This window comes from Polyangium sp. 6x1, assembly GCF_029946515.1.
In the GTDB taxonomy this organism is placed as follows: Bacteria; Myxococcota_A; Polyangia; order Polyangiales; family Polyangiaceae; genus Polyangium.
Map to the genome: position 1 here is coordinate 78,696 of NZ_JARZHH010000025.1, position 16,906 is coordinate 95,601.

Here is a 16,906-nt window from a genome sequence, read left to right on the forward strand (position 1 = left end):
GTGCAGGATACCCGGCGCTCGCCGGGAGGGGAAGGCTTCGATGGGCAGGCCAAACAGCACCCCGATGGTTGGGACGACAACCTCACATGCTCGTGATCCGGGTATCCACGACCACGACGTCGAGGACGGCGCAGCCATTTCCGCAAATGTGCTGCAAAGACAAACATCGCGTGATGGCGCGGTAGATGTGCCGCGAAAAAAGCCATTACGCACCATTCGCGGGCGCCGCTGCAATCGGCAGCGGTCGCTCGCTCCGCCCCCTCGCGCCAGGCTCGACCCGCCGCCCCGTCCCCGGTGCGCTCTCCGGTCATCGGTCCGGGGGTTCTTGACTTTTCCGATGCAACAACCTAGACCAGGCCCCGTGAAGCTGTCCAACAAAGGCCGCTACGGGGTGCGCGCGTTGTTCGACATCGCCTTCCACAACGATGGCGGCCCCACGCAGATCCGCGAGATCGCCGGGCGCGAGATGATCCCCGCGCGGTTCCTGGAGCAGATCTTCCAGGACCTGAAGAAGGCCGGCATCCTCGGCGCGAAACGCGGGCCCCGCGGCGGCTACCACCTCGCGAGGCCCGCCTCCGAGATCACCATCGGCGACGTCTTCCGCGCGCTCGAAGGCCCGATCGTCGTGTGCTCCGCCGAGGACGAAGGCGCGCCCGGCGCCGAGCGCAGCGGCCCGGACGCGACCGCGGCCGCCTTCAAGGACCTCGGGGTCGCCATCGAAAAAGCCTTCGACGACATCTCGATCGCCGACATCGTGAAGCGCGGCGAGGCCCTCGGGCTCCGCCGCGGCAGCACCGACCGGGTCGACTACGTCATCTAGGAGCGTGATGCACGAGCCCGGACAAAAGCCTGCATTGCCCTCGCATCCGCGCGTCGTCGGCTCGGTGCTCGACCTCGTCGGCGACACGCCGCTCTTCGAGATCCGGCGGCTCGCTACAGACGCGCCGCGCGGCCGCGTCTTCGCGAAAGCCGAGCAGCAGAACCCGGGCGGATCGGTGAAGGATCGCATCTGCCTCGCGATGATCGAGGCCGCCGAGGGGAGTGGCGCGCTCGGGCCGGGCGGCGTCGTCGTCGAGCCGACGAGCGGCAACACGGGGATCGGGCTCGCGCTCGTCTGCGCGGCGAAGGGGTATCGCTGCGTGCTCACGATGCCCGCGAGCATGAGCCTCGAGCGCAGGCAGCTCCTCGAAGCGTACGGCGCCGAGGTGATCCTCACCGAGGCCGAAGCGCAGATGGAAGGCGCCATCGAGAAGGCGCGCGAGATCGTCCGGACGACGAAGGGCGCGTTCATGCCGGGGCAATTCGACAACCCCGAGAACCCGCGCATCCATGCCGAAGGCACGGCCCGCGAGATCCTGCACGCGATGGCGAACGAGCCGATCCACGCGTTCGTCGCGGGCGTCGGCACGGGCGGCACCGTGAGCGGCGTCGGCGAGGTGCTCCGCCGCAAAGCCCCGCGCCCGCGGATCGTCGCGGTCGAGCCCGAGGCCTGCGCCACGATCTCGCGCGGCGAGCGCGGACCCACGAAGATCCAGGGCCTCGCGCCGGGGTTCGTCCCGAAGAACTATCTGCCCGAGCACGTCGACGAGGTGCGCACCGTGAGTGATCGCGCGGCGTACGAGACGAAGGTCGCGCTCGCCCGCGAGGAGGGGCTTCTCGTGGGGATCAGCGCGGGCGCGGCCGTCCGGGTCGCGCTCGACGTCGCGCGCGAGCTCGGCCCCGGCGCCAACGTGGTCACGGTGCTCTGTGACACGGGAGAGCGCTATTTCAGCCTCGACGAGTACTTCAAGTAGCAGCGAGACCAGACGCACCACGGAGAGATCAACATGCCTGTCGTTCGTATCCCCACCCCCCTGCGCACGCTGACCGGAAGCAAAGACGAGGTCGAGGCGACGGGCGCGACCGTCGGTGAGCTCATCGAGGACCTCGAGAAGCGCCACCCGGGCATCCGCGATCGGCTTCTCGACGAGAAGGGCGTCCGCCGCTTCGTGAACATCTTCGTCGGCGACGAGGACATCCGCTTCCTCGACGGCCTGAAGACGGAGCTCAAGGCGACGGATCAGATCTCGATCGTGCCCGCCATCGCGGGCGGCAGCGATCGCTAGGATGCGCTCCACGCTCGTGCGGTCGCGCCGCCTCGGCTCGGTGACCGAGGCCGTCGGCAACACGCCGCTCGTCCGGCTGGATCGCGTGGCCCGGGAGGCGCCGAGCGTCGAGGTGTACGCGAAGCTCGAGTTCGCGAACCCCGGCGGCTCGGTGAAGGACCGGGCCGCGCTCCGGATGATGACGAAGGCGATCGAGGAGGGGAAGCTCGGCGCGGGCAAGATCCTCATCGACTCGACGAGCGGCAACACGGGCGTCGCGTACTCGATCTTCGGCGCCGCGCTCGGCGTGCCCGTGCGCCTCGTCATGCCCTCGAACGTGAGCAAGGCGCGCAAGGACATCGCGCGCGCCTTCGGCACCGAGATCATCTTCAGCGATCCGATGGAGGGCTCGGACGGAGCGATCCGGCACGTGCGCGAGATCGTCGCGAAGGACCCGGAGACCTACTTCTACCCGGATCAATACTCGAACCCGAACAACCCGCTCGCGCACTACCACGGCACGGCCGTGGAGATCCTCGACGCGCTCGGCGATCGCCTCACGCACTTCGTCGCAGGGATCGGCACGAGCGGGACCATCGTGGGCACGTCACGCAGGTTGAAGGAGCACACCCGCCCGATCCGCTGCGTCGCCGTCGAGCCCACGGAGCCCTTGCACGGGCTCGAAGGGCTCAAGCACCTGCCGAGCTCGCTCGTGCCGGCGATCCACGACTTCGGCGCCTACGACGAGACGCTCCGCGTGACCACGGAGGACGGCTGGGACATGGCCGACAGGCTCGCGCGCGAGGAGGCGCTGCACGTCGGGCATTCGAGCGGGGCGAACGTGTTCGCGGCCGTGGAGATCGCCAAGAAGCTGCACCAAACGCAAGGCGGCGGGTGCGTCGTCGCGATCGTGTGTGATCGCGGCGATCGGTACTTCGCGCCGATGAAATGGGAGAAGCGTTATCTATGGTGACGGATCACCCGTGGACGCGCGGCAACCTCACGATCACGCGCGCCGCGCTCGACATCGTGGAGAAGGACGCGCTCCGGGGCTACGCGGCCGACGAGGAGGCGTGCGGGTATTTGCGCGGCCCCGCGGAAAGCCCGCTCCTCTGCGACGAGGCCCTGCCCATGCAGAACGTCGCGAACAAGCTGCATGCGATCGATCCGGAGCGGTACTTCCGCACGGCGCGCACGTACTTCTCGTTCAACGAAAAGAAGTTCGACGACGCGGTCCGCGCCGCGGCGCGTGAGGGCCGCCCCGTGAAGATCCTCTACCATTCGCACCTCGATGCGGGCGCGTACTTCAGCCCCACGGACGCGGCCGTGATGAGCATGGGCGAGCCGCCCGCGCACGAAGGCGGCGACATCACGATGGGCCCGGGCCCGGCCTGGCCGATCGCGTTCCTCGTGACGAGCGTGCGCGGCGGCGTCGTCGAGGAACACCGGCTCTTCGTGTGGGACGCGGAGGCGCGATCGTTTGTGGATCAAGCGATCACGGTCCTCGATGCGTAGAGGCTCGTGAGCGGCTTCGTCGTCTGGTTCACGGGCCTCAGCGGCGCGGGCAAGAGCACGCTCGGCGCGCTGCTCGCGGCCGAGCTCCGCGCGCGCGGCGTGCACGTCGAGGTCCTCGACGGCGACGAGGTCCGCACGCACCTCTCGAAGGGGCTCGGTTTTTCCCGGGAGGATCGCGACACCAACGTGCGCCGCATCGGCTTCGTGGCGAAGCTCCTCGCGCGGAGCGGCGCGTGCGCGATCACCGGCGCGATCAGCCCGTTCCGCGCGATCCGCGACGAGCAACGCGCGGCCATCGGAAGGTTCGTCGAGGTGTACTGCTCGGCGTCGATCGACGCGCTCGCCGAGCGGGATCCGAAGGGCCTCTACCGCAAGGCGCTGGCGGGCGAGATCAAGGGTTTTACGGGGATCGACGATCCGTACGAGCCGCCGGCGTCGCCCGAGGTCACCGTCTCCACGGACCGCGAGAGCAAGGAAGAGAGCCTCGCGAAGATCGTCGGCAAGCTCGAGGAACTCGGGTTCGTCCCACGGCGGGCGTCGGTCCTCACGAAGACGACGGCAACCTCGCTCGTGCCTCCGCACGGGGGTGAGCTCGTGATCCGCAGGGCGCCGTTCGATGGGCGCGAGGGCGAAGAGCGCGCATGCTCGCTGCCGGTGATCGACCTCGACGCCGAGGGTGAGATCGATCTCGCGCTACTCGCCCAAGGGGCCCTCTCCCCGCTCAAGGGCTTCATGGGCTCGAAGGATTGGCTCCGGGTCGCCCGCGAGATGCGGCTCGAAAATGGCCTCCCTTGGCCCTCGCTCGTCACGCTCCCCGCGAGCGAGGAGGTGGCGCGTGCGGCGCAGGTCCGCGGGGAGGCTGCGCTCCGCACGAGGGATCGTGAGATCGTCGCAATCCTCGAGGTCAGCGACGTCTACCGCGCGGAAGACCTCGTGCGAGGGCGCGAGCTCACAGGGCCGCTCGGCGCGGACGACCCCGAGATCACGAGACAGCTTCGCCGTGGACCTTTCCTCATCGGTGGCGAGGTGCAGGTATTCGCGCGGCCGCTCTCCCTCGCGACGCCGTTCGAGCACGCGCCGCACGCGACGCGCGCGATCTTCGCAGAACGGGGCTACACGCGCGTCGCGGCGCTTCGGGCGCGATCGATCCCCCGCCGCGCCGAAGAGCACCTCGGGCGGCTCGCGCTCGACCTCACGGGGGCCCTCTGGATCCAGGCGCTCGGCGACGTCGAGGACCGCGACCCACGGTCGGACTTGAAACGAGGTTTGTACAACCACCTCCTCGGTTCCTTTCCGTCCGGGCGCGTGCTCCTCTCGGAGGGCTTCGAGGTGCGACGATCCGGCGCGCGCAGGGCGGTGCTCGACGCGATCATCAGCCAGAACCACGGGGCCTCTCACGCCGTGATCACGCTTTCCGCGGAGGACGGCGGCGCGAGCGGTGCAGAGCGGGCGTTCCGCGTCTATGCTCCCGGAGAGCTCGGGGTCACACCGCTTTGCATCGAGGAACCGTTTTACTCGACCACCGTGAACGCGATGGCGACCGAGAGGAGCGCGCCGGGGGACGCGTCCACCCGGATCACGGCGACGGATGCCGAGATCTTCGACATGATCCGGCGCGGCGAGACGCCCCCGCCGGAGATCCTGCGCCCCGAGGTCGCGCGCGAGCTCCACGCCTGGTACGAGCGCCTGAAGGGCTGATCGCAGCCCTCGCGGCGTTCGTCGCAGCGACGTTCGTATCGACGAACGCGAGCGCCGATCTCGCCGAGGACGCCGAACGCCTCGCGAGCACCTGGAAATCCCGCGGCGCCGAGACCACGCGCCTCTCACCGATCTTCCTCGAACACGGCCGAGACACGCGCGTCAAGGTCTCCAAGGAGCGCCCCGAGGACGAGGTCCCCGGATGCACGACGGTCGTCCTGCTCGGCGCGCCGAGCGCGGATTTCGCCGTCCTCACGGCCTCCGAGGCCGACATGCCAGCGCTGCCGCCAGGCCTGCTCCCGCAAGGCCATCCCGTGCTCGACACGGAGGATCGCGGCACGAAGAGCTCGCTCGGCGCCGTGTCGCTCGTTCGATGCGGCCCCCGCCGCGCCGATCTCGCTTCGCTCGTCGTCTCGATGCGCTCGCCCCGCGGCGCGATCGAGATCCTCGTCTCACGCTCGCCCGCGCCGCTCGGCGATCTGCGCGAAGCGCTCCCCGAGCGCGCGTTTGGCCTCGTCGCGCCGCGCGGCAACCCGGGGAGGCCCATCGAGCCGGGGCCACTCGCCGAGCGCGCGGTCCGCGCCGAGGAGCGAGCGCACGCCGAAGGCGCGGAGCGGGTCACGCGCACGCCCACGGTCGCCTCGCCCGAAGGCGCGGGCGAATACCAGCTCCGCCTCGGCGACGGCTGCCATCGCGTGCAGATCATGGCCGCCGTCCCGTCGACCTTCCCGCATCGCGCGACCGACGTCGACGCCGAGGCGCGCGACGACGCGGGACGCACGCTCGCGCGCGATCGCAGCGAGGCCGCGGACGCGCGGCTCGACTTCTGCCTCGGCGAGGCGACACGCGTCACCGTGCCCTACGCGGGCGCCGCGGGCATGGTGCCGGTGATCGCGACGGACGCCGTGTGGCCGATTCCACGCGCGATCCCGAACCACTGGGGCGCGCGCACGCGCGCCGGCTTCGCGTACGCGCTTCGCAGGCGAAACGCGCCCGAGCCGACGACGGCGCCCGTCTTCGAATCGCTCGGCGTCGCGGGCCCGACGATGGTGCCGATCACGCTCGAGCCGGGCCGCTGTTACCTCGCGGCCGTCGCCGTCGCGCGCGGCGAATCGCGCGGCCTCCGGCTCGCGGCGACCGTCGGCGACAGGTACATGCGCGACGAGGTGGTCGATCGTCCCGAGGGCGCCGCGCTCGCGTTCTGCGCCGAGAGCGAGGAACTGGCGCGGATCGACGTCGAGGCGCGCGGCTCGGGTGTCTGGTGGACGTTCGCGCTCTTCGCGCTCGGTGGAGGGGAACCTTGATGCGCCTGCCCGCGCCTCTCGCCTCGCTCGTCCTCGCCGCGCTCGCCGCGGGGTGCGGCGGCGCGCCCGTGACGCCCACGAAACCCGCGACGGCGACCCCTGCGCCTCCCCGCGTGCTCTCGGGCCGCGCCGATGGACGCGCGCTCCTCACCGCGGACGCCGCGCGCGTGCAGGCCGCGGGCGCGGGCGCGCTGGAGGTCGTCTCCTCGGAATATCTCTCCGAGGGCGACAGGCTCGGCGCGTTCGTCGAGGTCCCGCTCGACGCGTGCGCGCTCGTCATGGCGCGCGGCTCTCCCTCGGTCGTCGACGTGGATCTCTTCGCGTACGAGGACGACGGCGCGAGCTTCGCCGTGGACGAGTCGACCGACGCGCGCCCCGCGCTCCTCGTCTGCCCGCCGCACCCGAAGCGCCTCTGGCTCGCCGCGCGTGTCGTGTCGGGCTCGGGCCTCGTCGGCCTCGGCGTGCAGAGCGTGCCGACGTCGGCCGTGGCCGCGGTCGAGCAGGCCGCCGGCGCGCGCGGCCGATCGGGCGGCGAGACGGGCCGGCTCGAAGCGTGGCCGGGGCTCGAAGCGAAGCTCATCGCGCATCGCGCGTGGCTCGGCGGCCGCTGGGAGGACGTGCGCCGCGCCGCCGTGCCGGTCGCGCCTCGCGCCGCCACGCGCCTCACGGTCGCCGTCGAGGCGGGCCGTTGCCTCGACGTCTTCGTCTCCCCGAGCGACGAGATCGGCTCCCTCGAGGTCCTCGCCGAGGACCCCGCGGGCCGCATCCTCGCCCGCGGCAAGGAGCGCGGCAAAGACCGCGCGATCGTCCTCTGCTCGGCGACCACCAACGAGGTCACGGTCGCGATCCGGCCGCGCGCTTCCACGGGGCTCGTCGCCGTCGTCGCGAGCCGCTCCGCGCCGGGCGCGGGCGCGGCCCTCGACGTGTCTGCCCGCGCGGAGCACGTCACCGAGACACGCGAGCTCGACGCGGCCCGCGCGGCCCTCGCGAAGGACCTCGCCGGCAAGGGCCTCGGCGCCCCGAAGACCGTCTTCGTCGGCTCGGCCAAGCTCGGCAGCCGCGCCGCCACCTCGCTCGATTTGCCCGCTGGCTGCGCGCGCATCGACGTCGTCGCGGGCAAGCCCCTCGCCGACGCCTCGGCCTCGCTCTGGAACGATCGCGGCGCGCTCCTCGCCGAGGGCCGCGGCGGCGCGGGCGTCACGCTCTTCGCTTGTGGCCCGAGCGGCCCTGCGCGGCTCGACGTCGAGGCCCTCGCGCGCCCGGGCCCCTTCGCCGTCGAGCTCCGCAAGGACGACGCCGCGCCTGCCGCGCTCGTCGCGCATCCCCTGGCCGCCGCGCGCCTGCTCGCCGTCCTCGACGCCGGCGGCGCGCGGATCTCGGCCGCGGCGGCCTCCGCGGCCCAGGTCGTCTCCCTCGACGCCGGGGCGCGGACGTCCTTGCCCTTCGACGTCCCTGCGCGCGGCTGCGTCGAGGTCGCGGCGGCGCTCGATCGAGGCGGCAGCGGCCTCGATCTGCGCCTCGCCGACGCCTCCACCGGCGAGAACACCGTCACCCGCGGCCGGTTCGTCCTGACCGACCGCCTCTGCGCCGGCGACGCGGGGGCCAAGGGCAACGCGGAGCTCCGCCTCCTCGCGGGCAAGGCGGACGCCCTCGTGCTCGTGCGCCCGCTCGCGCCCTAGAAACCACCGAAACCACCCGACCTCTCCTCCAGGACCGCCCCGCGGCGTTATGCTGGGGCCGATGTCCTCCTCGCTCCGCCCCGGTCTCCTCGTGTTCTCCCTCCTCGGGCTCGCGGCCTGCGCGGAGATCGAGGCCGCGCCTCCGCCCCTGCATCCTCGCGGGAGCGCCTCCTCCGACGCGACCGTCGCGGCCGCGGATCCTGCGCCGCCCAAGCCCGCGGCCCCTGCGGAGGGCGCGCGGAACGAAGCGCTCGCGCCGCGCATCGGCGTCGAGGGCGTGGCGGACGGCCACCAGGCGCTCGCCGACGCGATCGTCTCCGCCTCCAAAACGCCGATGGCCGAATGCCGCGCGAACGGCGGCGGCGGCACTGTCCGCATCCGGGTCGCGGGCAACCACACCTCCGCTTCCTTCGCCGTCGACCCTGGCTCCACGGCCGACGACAAGATGCGCCATTGCGTGCTCGAAGCCCTCTCCACGCTCGACGTCCCCGACACGCTCTCGCAATCGAGCCCCTCCTCGCGCCCCTCCTCGGGCTTCTCCTCGATCATCACCGTTCAGTGGTAAAGACCGCGCGGCATGCATTCGAGCGACGACACCGGAACCCCCACGCTCCACGCCCCGCAGAAGGACGCCTCCTCGGGCCTGCTCACCGTGCGTGATTTCGAGCGGGCCGCGCGCGCCGCGCTCTCGGCCATGGCCTACGATTATTATCGCTCCGGCGCCGACGCCGAGCGCACGCTCCGGGAGAACCTGCGCGCCTATCGCCGCTGGGAGATTCATTCGCGCGTCCTCGTCGACGTCTCGCGCCTCACCCTCGAAACCGAGATCCTCGGCGCGCCCGTCTCGATGCCGATCCTCATCGCGCCGACGGCCTATCACAAGCTCGCGCACCCCGAAGGCGAGCTCGCCACCGCCCGCGCCGCCACCCGCGCCGGCACGCTTTATACCGTCTCCACCCTCGCCACGACCTCCCTCGAAGACATCGCGCGCGCCTCGAAAGGCCCGCTCTGGTTCCAGCTCTACGTGCACAAAGACCGCGAGCTCACCCGCTCGCTCGTGGAGCGCGCCGAGGCCGCCGGATATCGCGCCATCGTCCTCACCGTCGACACCCCCGTCCTCGGCCGCCGCCTCCGCGACGTGCGCAACGGGTTCGGCCTGCCGAACGGCCTCGTCATGGCGAACCTCGTGGACACGAAGGTCGCCGCCGGCGCCTCGGGATCGGCCCTCCACCGGTACATCGCGTCGCGGCACGACGCCTCGCTCTCCTGGCGCGACGTCGAGTGGCTGCGCGGCATCACCCGCCTACCTTTGATCCTCAAAGGAATCGTTCGTCCGGACGATACATTGCTCGCGATCGACGCCGGCGCCGCCGGGATCATCGTCTCGAACCACGGCGCGCGTCAGCTCGACAGCGCGCCGGCCACGCTCGACGTCCTGCCGCGCGTCGTCGAGGCCGCGGGGGGCCGGGTCCCCGTGCTCGTCGACGGCGGCGTGCGTTGGGGGACGGACGTGCTCAAGGCGCTCGCGCTCGGCGCGCGCGCGGTCATGCTCGGCCGGCCTGTCCTGTGGGGGCTCGCGACGGCCGGCGAGGCGGGCGTCTTGCGGGTCCTCGACATCCTGCGCGACGAGCTCGCGACGGCCATGGCGCTCGCTGGTTGCCCCTCGCTCGCGTCGATTGATCGCGCTCTCGTCGAACGACGGCCGCGGTAGCTGCCGCTTACCGCCTCCGCTCCCGCTTCCGCTTCCGCTTCCGCTGCCGCCGCTGCCACCCGCGCCGCCGCTGCCTGCGGTTCCGCCGGTGGTGCCGTCGCGGGCGCACCCATCACCAGGAGCACCTCACGGCGCGTCTTCCTCTTGCTGTTCGACATGTCGGGACCCTCCTCACTCCAGGGCCATCCACGCCCTGCGAGAGTCACTCTGCCGGACAGATCTTTGAGAAATACTTAATGGTGGGAGGCTGTTGACGACTCAGGCGCCGCCGTCGTTGCCCCGCCGCAATGCCGAGGGGGTCCGTCCGCTGTGACGCTTCAAGGCACGGCGCAACGAGCGCGCGTCGGAGAAGCCGACCTGCTCTGCGATCTCGTCCAGGCTCTTGCCCGAGCGGTCGAGCAGCGCGACGGCCATCTCGTAGCGGACCCCCTCGAGTAGCGCGGAGAACCGGACCCCCGCCTCGGCCAGGTGCCGTTGCAGCGTGCGGCTCGTCACCCCGAGCCGCCGCGCGGCCGAGCCCAGCGACGCCTCCGCGGCCCCGTCGAGCGCCTCGCGCAGGCTCTGCCGCACGGCCTCGACGATGTCGTCCTCCCTGGCCACCTGCTCGACCAGCGCATCGGCCTGGCGGCGCAGGTAGGCCGCCAGGCCGGGATCGGCGCTTTGGTGACGCAGATCGAGCACGGACGCCGGCAGCACGAGTTCCACGAACGGCGCTTCGAAGCGAAGGTCGGTCGTCCCGAAAAGCGCCACGTGCGGGGCAGGATCGGCGGGCGCTGCGTGCGGAAAACTCACGCGAGTGGCTTTGATGTCCACGCCGGTGAAGCGCCGCAGGATCACGACAATCGCGCCGATGCCCGCCTCCACGAGCTGGCGTGGCCATGCTGCGTCGCGCGGATCAAGGACGTAGCTTAGGTGAAGCAGGCCGTCGTCGCGCACGTGGCAGCGTCTGTTCGGCGCGCTGGAGTCGAGACGGCGACCATAATAGCCGCCGATCTCGATGGCGTCGCGGACGCTCGTGAGGGTCATGCCGAGGACGCCGGGGAGGGACATCCAGCTCGGGTCGGCCTCGCGGGCGAGGTGAATGCCGAGATTCTCGTCCCTGCTGCGCGCGCAGATCTCTTTCAGAAGCGCGAGCGCACCGGCCTGCGGGACGCGCGCCGTGAGGTCGTCGAGCGCAGCGCGGCGGATGCCATGGTGCGCACAACGGTCCGTGAGCTCCTCCTCGGACCAGCCAGCGCGCGAGGCGTGGAGCACGAACGGTGAAATCAAGCTGGCACTGAGAGTCTTCTGTCGCGAACTGTCCGCAAAGTGTCGCATCGGGTCCTTGGAATATGACATGCGGCGGCTCAGACTCGACGCCCGGAGGATAGCATGCGAACTTTCCGACTTGCAATTCCCTCGTTGCTCGCGCTTACCAGCATCGTAGGATGCGGCGGGGCCGAGGATCCGAACGAAACCGGACCGACGAACGCCACCGAGCCCACGTACTACAAGGACATTGCCCCGATCGTGAACCGTGAGTGCGCCGGCTGCCACCAGGCGGGCGGCATTGGAAATTTCTCTCTCACCGACGCTGCAATCGCGGCGCAAATGGCGCCCGCGATGGCGGCTGCGACCCATGCCCGCACGATGCCGCCGATGCCGGTCAACAACGACGGCTCCTGCCAAACGTTCGAGAACGCCCGGTGGCTCACCGACGAGCAGATCGCGCTCTTCCAGAGCTGGTCCAAGGCCGGCGCGCCGCTCGGCGATCCGGCCGACGCGCCCCCGCCGCCCGAGGCCAAAGGACCCACGCTCGCGGGGGACGTCCTCCAATTCGACCTGGGCGTCGATTACACGCCCAAACCCCCCGCGGACAAGCCGGACGACTACCATTGCTTCATCGTCGATCCTGGGATCGGCGCGGATGTGTTCATCACGGGCTACGACATCCAACCGGGCGACGGGCGGATCGTGCACCATGTGGCGCTCTTCGCTCTGCCGGACGCCCAGGCCGAGGCCGATGCGGCAGTCCTGGATGCTGCCGAGGAGGGGGCGGGGTACACGTGCTTCGGCGGCGCCGGGACCAACGCAGTCTCGCTCGTCGGCTCCTGGATCCCCGGCAGCGGTGCATCGGTTTTCCCCGAAGGCACGGGGATCCGCTATGCAGCGGGCCGCAAGATGGTCGTCCAGATGCACTACAACGTCCCGGCGACCGGAGGCCCGTTCACCGACCGCTCCACGATGAAGCTTCAGTTCAGCAAGGATCCCGCGCTGAAACCGGCGCTCTTCCTGTCGACCGGGGCCCCCCAGATCTCGCTGCCGCCCGGACAGGAGGTCGCCGAGGCCAAAGGCGAGCTTCCTCTGTCGTTGCTTGCGCAATACTTCAACCTGCCTGATTTCAACGGGATCCGTGTCTGGGGCGTGCTCCCGCACATGCACACGGCCGGCCGCACGCTGCGAAGCAAGGCGACGACGACGCAGGGCGCGGAGCAATGCATCACCGACGTCGACCGCTGGGACTTCCACTGGCAGAACCTGTGGTGGAACGAGACCCCGTTCGATGTGAGCGCCGACAGCACCATCAGCGTCACCTGCGGCTACGACACGCGCGGGCGCACGGAAACGACCGTAATGGGCGAAGGGACAAGCGACGAGATGTGCGTCAACGTCCTCTACGCGACGCTTTACTGAGCGCATGCGGCCGGGGAGGTCTCCCCTCCCCGGCTTCGTGGAACGCCGCTAAAGCGCAACGTTGGTCGAGCATTTTCGTGGATTTCTGAGCGAGGCAGTCATGGCGAACTGGAAACTTTCCGATATTCCGGATCTGTCCGGGAAGACGGCAGTCGTAACCGGCGGCAATGTGGGGCTCGGCTTCAAGTCCGCCCTGGAACTCGCGCGAAAGGGCGCGGAGATCGTGATCGGCTGTCGCCGCCTCGTCAGCGGTGAGGAGGCGATCGGGCGCATCCGGCAGGAACTGCCCGCAGCGAAGCTCTCCTGCGTGGCGCTGGACCTGACCAACCTCGCTTCGGTTGCGGCGTTCGGCGCGGCCTACAAGGAGCGCCATGTTCGGCTGGACATATTGATGAACAATGCCGGCGTCGTGAACCTGGAGACCCTCCAGCGCACCAGTGACGGGCACGAAATGCATATGGCCACCAACCATTACGGCCATTTCGCTCTGACCGCGCATCTGTTCGGCCTGTTGTGCCGCACCCGGGGCGCGCGAGTGGTGACGCTGACCAGCGGGTCCTATCGGATGGGCGAGATCCGTTTGGACGACATGGACTGGCGCAAGCGGCGTTATTCCCGCAGATCCTATGGCGACAGCAAGCTGGCAAACCTGCTTTTCATGCGGTCGCTCCAGCAGCGGTTCGATGCGGCCGAGGCAGATGCTATTTCGGTGGCGGCCCATCCAGGCCTGACGGGCACCGAACGCCAGCAGAGCATCGGCGTCGGCGGCATGCTGGCCAAATGGATCGCTTCTCCCGTGTCGGTCGGCGTGGCCCCGCAACTTCGGGCCGCGACAGACCCAGGCGTGAGGAAGTGCGAACTGTACGGGCCCCGTTACGTCATTCGCGGCGATGCCGTCGCGAATGAGATCAAGGGACACGGCACGGATGCCGCACTCGCGGAACGGTTGTGGTCGTTCACGGAGGAGTTGACCAACTGCCGTTTCGAGGCGGCGCGCTGAACCGATCCGTGCCGTCATGTGGCGGCGGCTTTGTCGTCCGCCCCCCTAAGTAGGAGAGCAGCGCGAACACGACGCCCGTCGCGCCGTCGCTCCCGCAACTGCGTCCGCGCTCGGATCCTCGGCGTGTGTGCCACTCGAACCCAACGGCGGATTCACCGCACTCCATCAGGTATTAGGGCATGATGCACCCGTAGAGGTTGTCGAATTCCATCTCGCAACCTGTCACGGTCGGTCGATTCATGGCATCGCATGAAAACGTGGGCATCGTGCCGATGCAGGCGAGCATCTGGTTGAAAAGGATCATGCAAGTCATTTGATTTTGCATGCAACCTTGGACGCACGTCATTTGATCCGGGGGACCTCCGGAGCACTGAGCGGCGACCACCGGTACACAAACGTCATCACACGACAGGCATGGCGCGGGGAATACCTCGACATTCGTCCACGCTCCATCCGTGCACCGTAAGAGGTTGCAAAACGCGCAGGGGTCCTCGCAACCCGGACTGCAAACTTCACCCTCGGTCGTGCATGCGCTTCCTTCAACGGGCAAATTCATCGGATCGCATGTAACGACCATGGCTCCGCCACTCCCGGTCGAGCTCGCCGTGCTCGAACTGCTGCTCCCGCCCGCTCCGCCCTGATCGATTGTCGTGGAGCCGCAAGCTGCGCCGTTGGCGGCCAATGCACACCCTATCGCTCCCATCATGAAATGAAACCACTTGGCACCCATGTCGAACGCTCCTTTGTCTTGCAAACGAATGGCGGACAATTCGGCTCGAATCCACCACGCATGAGGCTTTCATATCACTGTGTGCCCCCTTCGTACACCTCGGTCCACGGCGCCCCCTTCCTCAAAAGCGGTACACAAACAAATTCCGTTTGCCGAGTCCGCTCCCAGACCCGCGACCGGTTCCGCAGCACCGATCGAAGCGGTTTCACGTATAGCGAATCGTGTTCGCGACGAAGAGCTGAGAGGACCTGTTCGAAGACGTGCGGCGTGGGAGCCGAGGCCGGCGCGGAGGGTGACGAGCTCGGCACGTGTTGCTTCGCGCTCATCGAGGGGTTCGGCGCGCTCGCATGGCGCGGGCGGCTGTTCGCGCGTGGTCAAGGAAGCAAGGACGCTCGCCGCGGAGGCGCTGGAGGCGCGTGGCCCAGGAGGCGACGGCGCTCGATTCTTTTCGTCCGTGCCGAGCATCACCTGGGTCATCGCGGGATCGCCGTGGACATCGAGCCCTGCATGCGGCGCGGGTGCACGCCGCCGGACGTATCGCCCTGGTTTCCATGTCCGCCTGTAGCTATCGAGCCACACCGCGAAGCGTGGGTGGCGAGCAATGAGGAGCGTGCGAAGGGAGCTATACCACGTACGTGAGAGCATGGTTTTGGAGCGCCTGCGGTACGCACGTGCGATGACGAATTTCAGACACGCCGCCAAACGCAGCATCGGCATGTGGCTTGCTTGGCTGAGGTGCGAGATGAGGAGCTTCCCCATGAAATCGAGAATATCGAAAAAGTGCTTTGGTGTCAGCGTTGCGATCCTCATCTGCCTCTGCGCCGCGCCGGCCGCCGCGCAGGATTCCATGGGCGAGGACGCCGCAAAGGCAGGCGACGTGCCGCCGAGCGATCTCCAGTTGGGCGGCTATGCGGGCCTCTTCGCGCCCGACAAGGAGGGGACCGTGCTCGGGCTCCACGCGCGATATCGGCTCGGGTGGTTCGAATTCGGTGGGTTTGGCGAACTTGGCTCCGAGTTCATCAGCAAGTACGCTGGTCTCGGGGCAACGGCGGGGCTCGCGTGGCGCACCCCCTTCGGCCTGCGCCTCGCCGCGTCTGGCGCATTCGGGCTCCACGCATATCGGAAGGTGGGGGCAGGCTTGTTGACCTCCGATCCAGGGGCAGACGGGACCACGCCTTTCGCGGGTGCGCGCGTCTCCGCTGGTTACATCTTCGGCCGCGGTCGGAATCACTTCGAGCTTGGGATGACGGGGCTTTACGACGGAGATCTCACGCGCCCGACGGTCACGACTCATTACATGGATGAGAACTGGTTCAACGGCAATACGTACGAAGCGACCTCCACCCACACCATCGGCACCGACCGATTCGGCGCTCTCGTCACCGTCGGTTGGACTCGCGACTCGCTTTGAGAGCGCGCATTTCAGACCGCAGAGCTCGCGCGCCTGTAGGTTCTTCGCACATTACTTCTCGGAGCTTAGACCCAGGGCCAAGCCAACACCGGAAGGGGCTGGAACGACGACGACCTCGCGTCGTCATCCGACCACCGACCAGCGCGTCGAAAACCTCCACGATCTGTGTCGACGAAGCCCTCGGGCGTTGTCGGCAACCACGGCGAGCATGTCGACAATGGCCTCGGCCGTTGCCGTCAACCGCGGCGAGCATTGTCGACAAAGACCCCAGCCCTTGCCAACAACCACGGCGAGCATGTCGACAACCCCCCGGCCGTTGCCGACAACCGCGGCGAGCATGTCGACAAAGACCCCAGCCCTTGCCAACAACCACGGCGAGCATGTCCACAATGGCCTCGACCGTTGCCGGCAACCACGGCGAGCATGTCGACAATGGCCTCGGGCATGTCGACAATGGCCTCGGCCGTTGCCGACAACCGCGGCGAGCATGTCGACAAAGACCCCAGCCCTTGCCAACAACCACGGCGAGCATGCCAACAACCACCCCAGTCGTTGCCAACAACCACGGCGAGCATGCCGACAACCCCCCCGGCCGTTGCCAACAACCACGGCGAGCATGTCGACAACCACCCCAGCCCTTGCCAACAACCACGGCGAGCATGCCTTGGACCCGAGCCGAGCTCGCTCGCGATCTCGCAGAGCATCGAACGGCTGGATGCTCTTGCTCGACCTACTTGCACACCGAAATGCCCGCCACGGCCCCCGCCGACGAGCAGATCTCCGACAGCGCGCAGTCCTGATTCGCGTGACAAACCACCCGCGGCGCCACCGTCGTCCCGAGCCGCGGGTGCGTAAACGTCCCCGCGCACTCGCCTTTCGGCACGCATACGGCCGCGATCGTCCGGTCGCCCGGGATCAGGCAACACGCATCCGCGCCGCAGTCCTCGGGCCCGTCGCACTCGAAGATCACGCCCTCCCCGTTCGCCGTCCGCGGACACGACCTCCCATCCTGCGCGCACGACGCCGGCTCGAACGTCGCGCAACACGCCGCATCACAAAGGTTTGTCCCGCAACGAATCTGCTTCTTTGCGACCACCGGCC

16 protein-coding genes are annotated in these 16,906 nt (G+C 69.1%); 13 read left to right on the forward strand and 3 right to left on the reverse strand.

Annotated features, from left to right (window positions below; translation table 11 throughout):
- Positions 1–361 precede the first annotated feature (361 nt).
- From QHF85_RS23435 to QHF85_RS23480, 10 genes are all read left to right on the forward strand, one after another.
- Positions 362–820 carry an Rrf2 family transcriptional regulator gene (locus tag QHF85_RS23435; protein WP_281329510.1) on the forward strand — a complete coding sequence of 153 codons (459 nt, stop codon included), beginning with the start codon at positions 362–364 and terminating at the stop codon, positions 818–820.
- A 7-nt stretch (positions 821–827) separates the two neighbouring features.
- Positions 828–1,793 (forward strand): cysteine synthase A, encoded by a 966-nt coding sequence (gene cysK / locus QHF85_RS23440; protein ID WP_281329511.1) that lies wholly within the window; start codon positions 828–830, stop codon positions 1,791–1,793.
- 33 nt (positions 1,794–1,826) lie between these two features.
- Entirely contained in the window at positions 1,827–2,105 is a 279-nt protein-coding gene (locus QHF85_RS23445) for a MoaD/ThiS family protein (protein WP_281329512.1), read from the forward strand.
- Position 2,106: 1 nt separating this feature from the next.
- The gene (locus QHF85_RS23450; RefSeq protein ID WP_281329513.1) at positions 2,107–3,057 is read left to right on the forward strand and encodes a cysteine synthase family protein; all 951 of its coding nucleotides are present in this window, start codon (positions 2,107–2,109) and stop codon (positions 3,055–3,057) included.
- Complete coding sequence (locus QHF85_RS23455) at positions 3,051–3,599, forward strand: Mov34/MPN/PAD-1 family protein (RefSeq protein ID WP_281329514.1); 549 nt, start codon at positions 3,051–3,053, stop codon at positions 3,597–3,599. Before QHF85_RS23450 ends, QHF85_RS23455 begins: the two co-directional genes overlap by 7 nt.
- A 6-nt stretch (positions 3,600–3,605) precedes the next feature.
- Entirely contained in the window at positions 3,606–5,297 is a 1,692-nt protein-coding gene (gene cysC / locus QHF85_RS23460) for an adenylyl-sulfate kinase (protein WP_281329515.1), read from the forward strand.
- A 272-nt stretch (positions 5,298–5,569) separates the two neighbouring features.
- On the forward strand, positions 5,570–6,601 hold the full coding sequence (locus QHF85_RS23465) for a hypothetical protein (protein ID WP_281329516.1): 1,032 nt from the start codon (positions 5,570–5,572) through the stop codon (positions 6,599–6,601).
- On the forward strand, positions 6,598–8,280 hold the full coding sequence (locus QHF85_RS23470) for a hypothetical protein (protein WP_281329517.1): 1,683 nt from the start codon (positions 6,598–6,600) through the stop codon (positions 8,278–8,280). The genes QHF85_RS23465 and QHF85_RS23470 overlap by 4 nt, the downstream gene beginning before the upstream one ends.
- 61 nt (positions 8,281–8,341) lie before the next feature.
- Complete coding sequence (locus QHF85_RS23475; protein WP_281329518.1) at positions 8,342–8,845, forward strand: hypothetical protein; 504 nt, start codon at positions 8,342–8,344, stop codon at positions 8,843–8,845.
- 12 nt (positions 8,846–8,857) lie between these two features.
- Entirely contained in the window at positions 8,858–9,991 is a 1,134-nt protein-coding gene (locus QHF85_RS23480) for an alpha-hydroxy acid oxidase (RefSeq protein WP_281329519.1), read from the forward strand.
- 258 nt (positions 9,992–10,249) lie between these two features.
- On the opposite strand, the gene QHF85_RS23485 is transcribed toward QHF85_RS23480, so the two are convergent.
- Positions 10,250–11,329 (reverse strand): AraC family transcriptional regulator, encoded by a 1,080-nt coding sequence (locus QHF85_RS23485; protein ID WP_281329520.1) that lies wholly within the window; start codon positions 11,327–11,329, stop codon positions 10,250–10,252.
- A gap of 33 nt (positions 11,330–11,362) precedes the next feature.
- Between QHF85_RS23485 and QHF85_RS23490 the strand changes: the two genes are divergently transcribed.
- Together QHF85_RS23490 and QHF85_RS23495 are read left to right on the forward strand one after the other, a co-directional pair.
- Positions 11,363–12,664 (forward strand): hypothetical protein, encoded by a 1,302-nt coding sequence (locus tag QHF85_RS23490; protein ID WP_281329521.1) that lies wholly within the window; start codon positions 11,363–11,365, stop codon positions 12,662–12,664.
- 100 nt (positions 12,665–12,764) lie between these two features.
- The gene (locus tag QHF85_RS23495; protein ID WP_281329522.1) at positions 12,765–13,664 is read left to right on the forward strand and encodes an oxidoreductase; all 900 of its coding nucleotides are present in this window, start codon (positions 12,765–12,767) and stop codon (positions 13,662–13,664) included.
- A 172-nt stretch (positions 13,665–13,836) separates the two neighbouring features.
- Here the strand turns inward: QHF85_RS23495 and QHF85_RS23500 are convergent, their stop codons facing one another.
- Complete coding sequence (locus QHF85_RS23500) at positions 13,837–13,968, reverse strand: hypothetical protein (protein ID WP_281329523.1); 132 nt, start codon at positions 13,966–13,968, stop codon at positions 13,837–13,839.
- A 1,069-nt stretch (positions 13,969–15,037) separates the two neighbouring features.
- Here QHF85_RS23500 and QHF85_RS23505 point away from each other — a divergent pair.
- The gene (locus QHF85_RS23505) at positions 15,038–15,805 is read left to right on the forward strand and encodes a hypothetical protein (protein WP_281329524.1); all 768 of its coding nucleotides are present in this window, start codon (positions 15,038–15,040) and stop codon (positions 15,803–15,805) included.
- A 730-nt stretch (positions 15,806–16,535) separates the two neighbouring features.
- Here the strand turns inward: QHF85_RS23505 and QHF85_RS23510 are convergent.
- Positions 16,536–16,775 (reverse strand): hypothetical protein, encoded by a 240-nt coding sequence (locus QHF85_RS23510; RefSeq protein ID WP_281329525.1) that lies wholly within the window; start codon positions 16,773–16,775, stop codon positions 16,536–16,538.
- Positions 16,776–16,906: the final 131 nt, after the last annotated feature.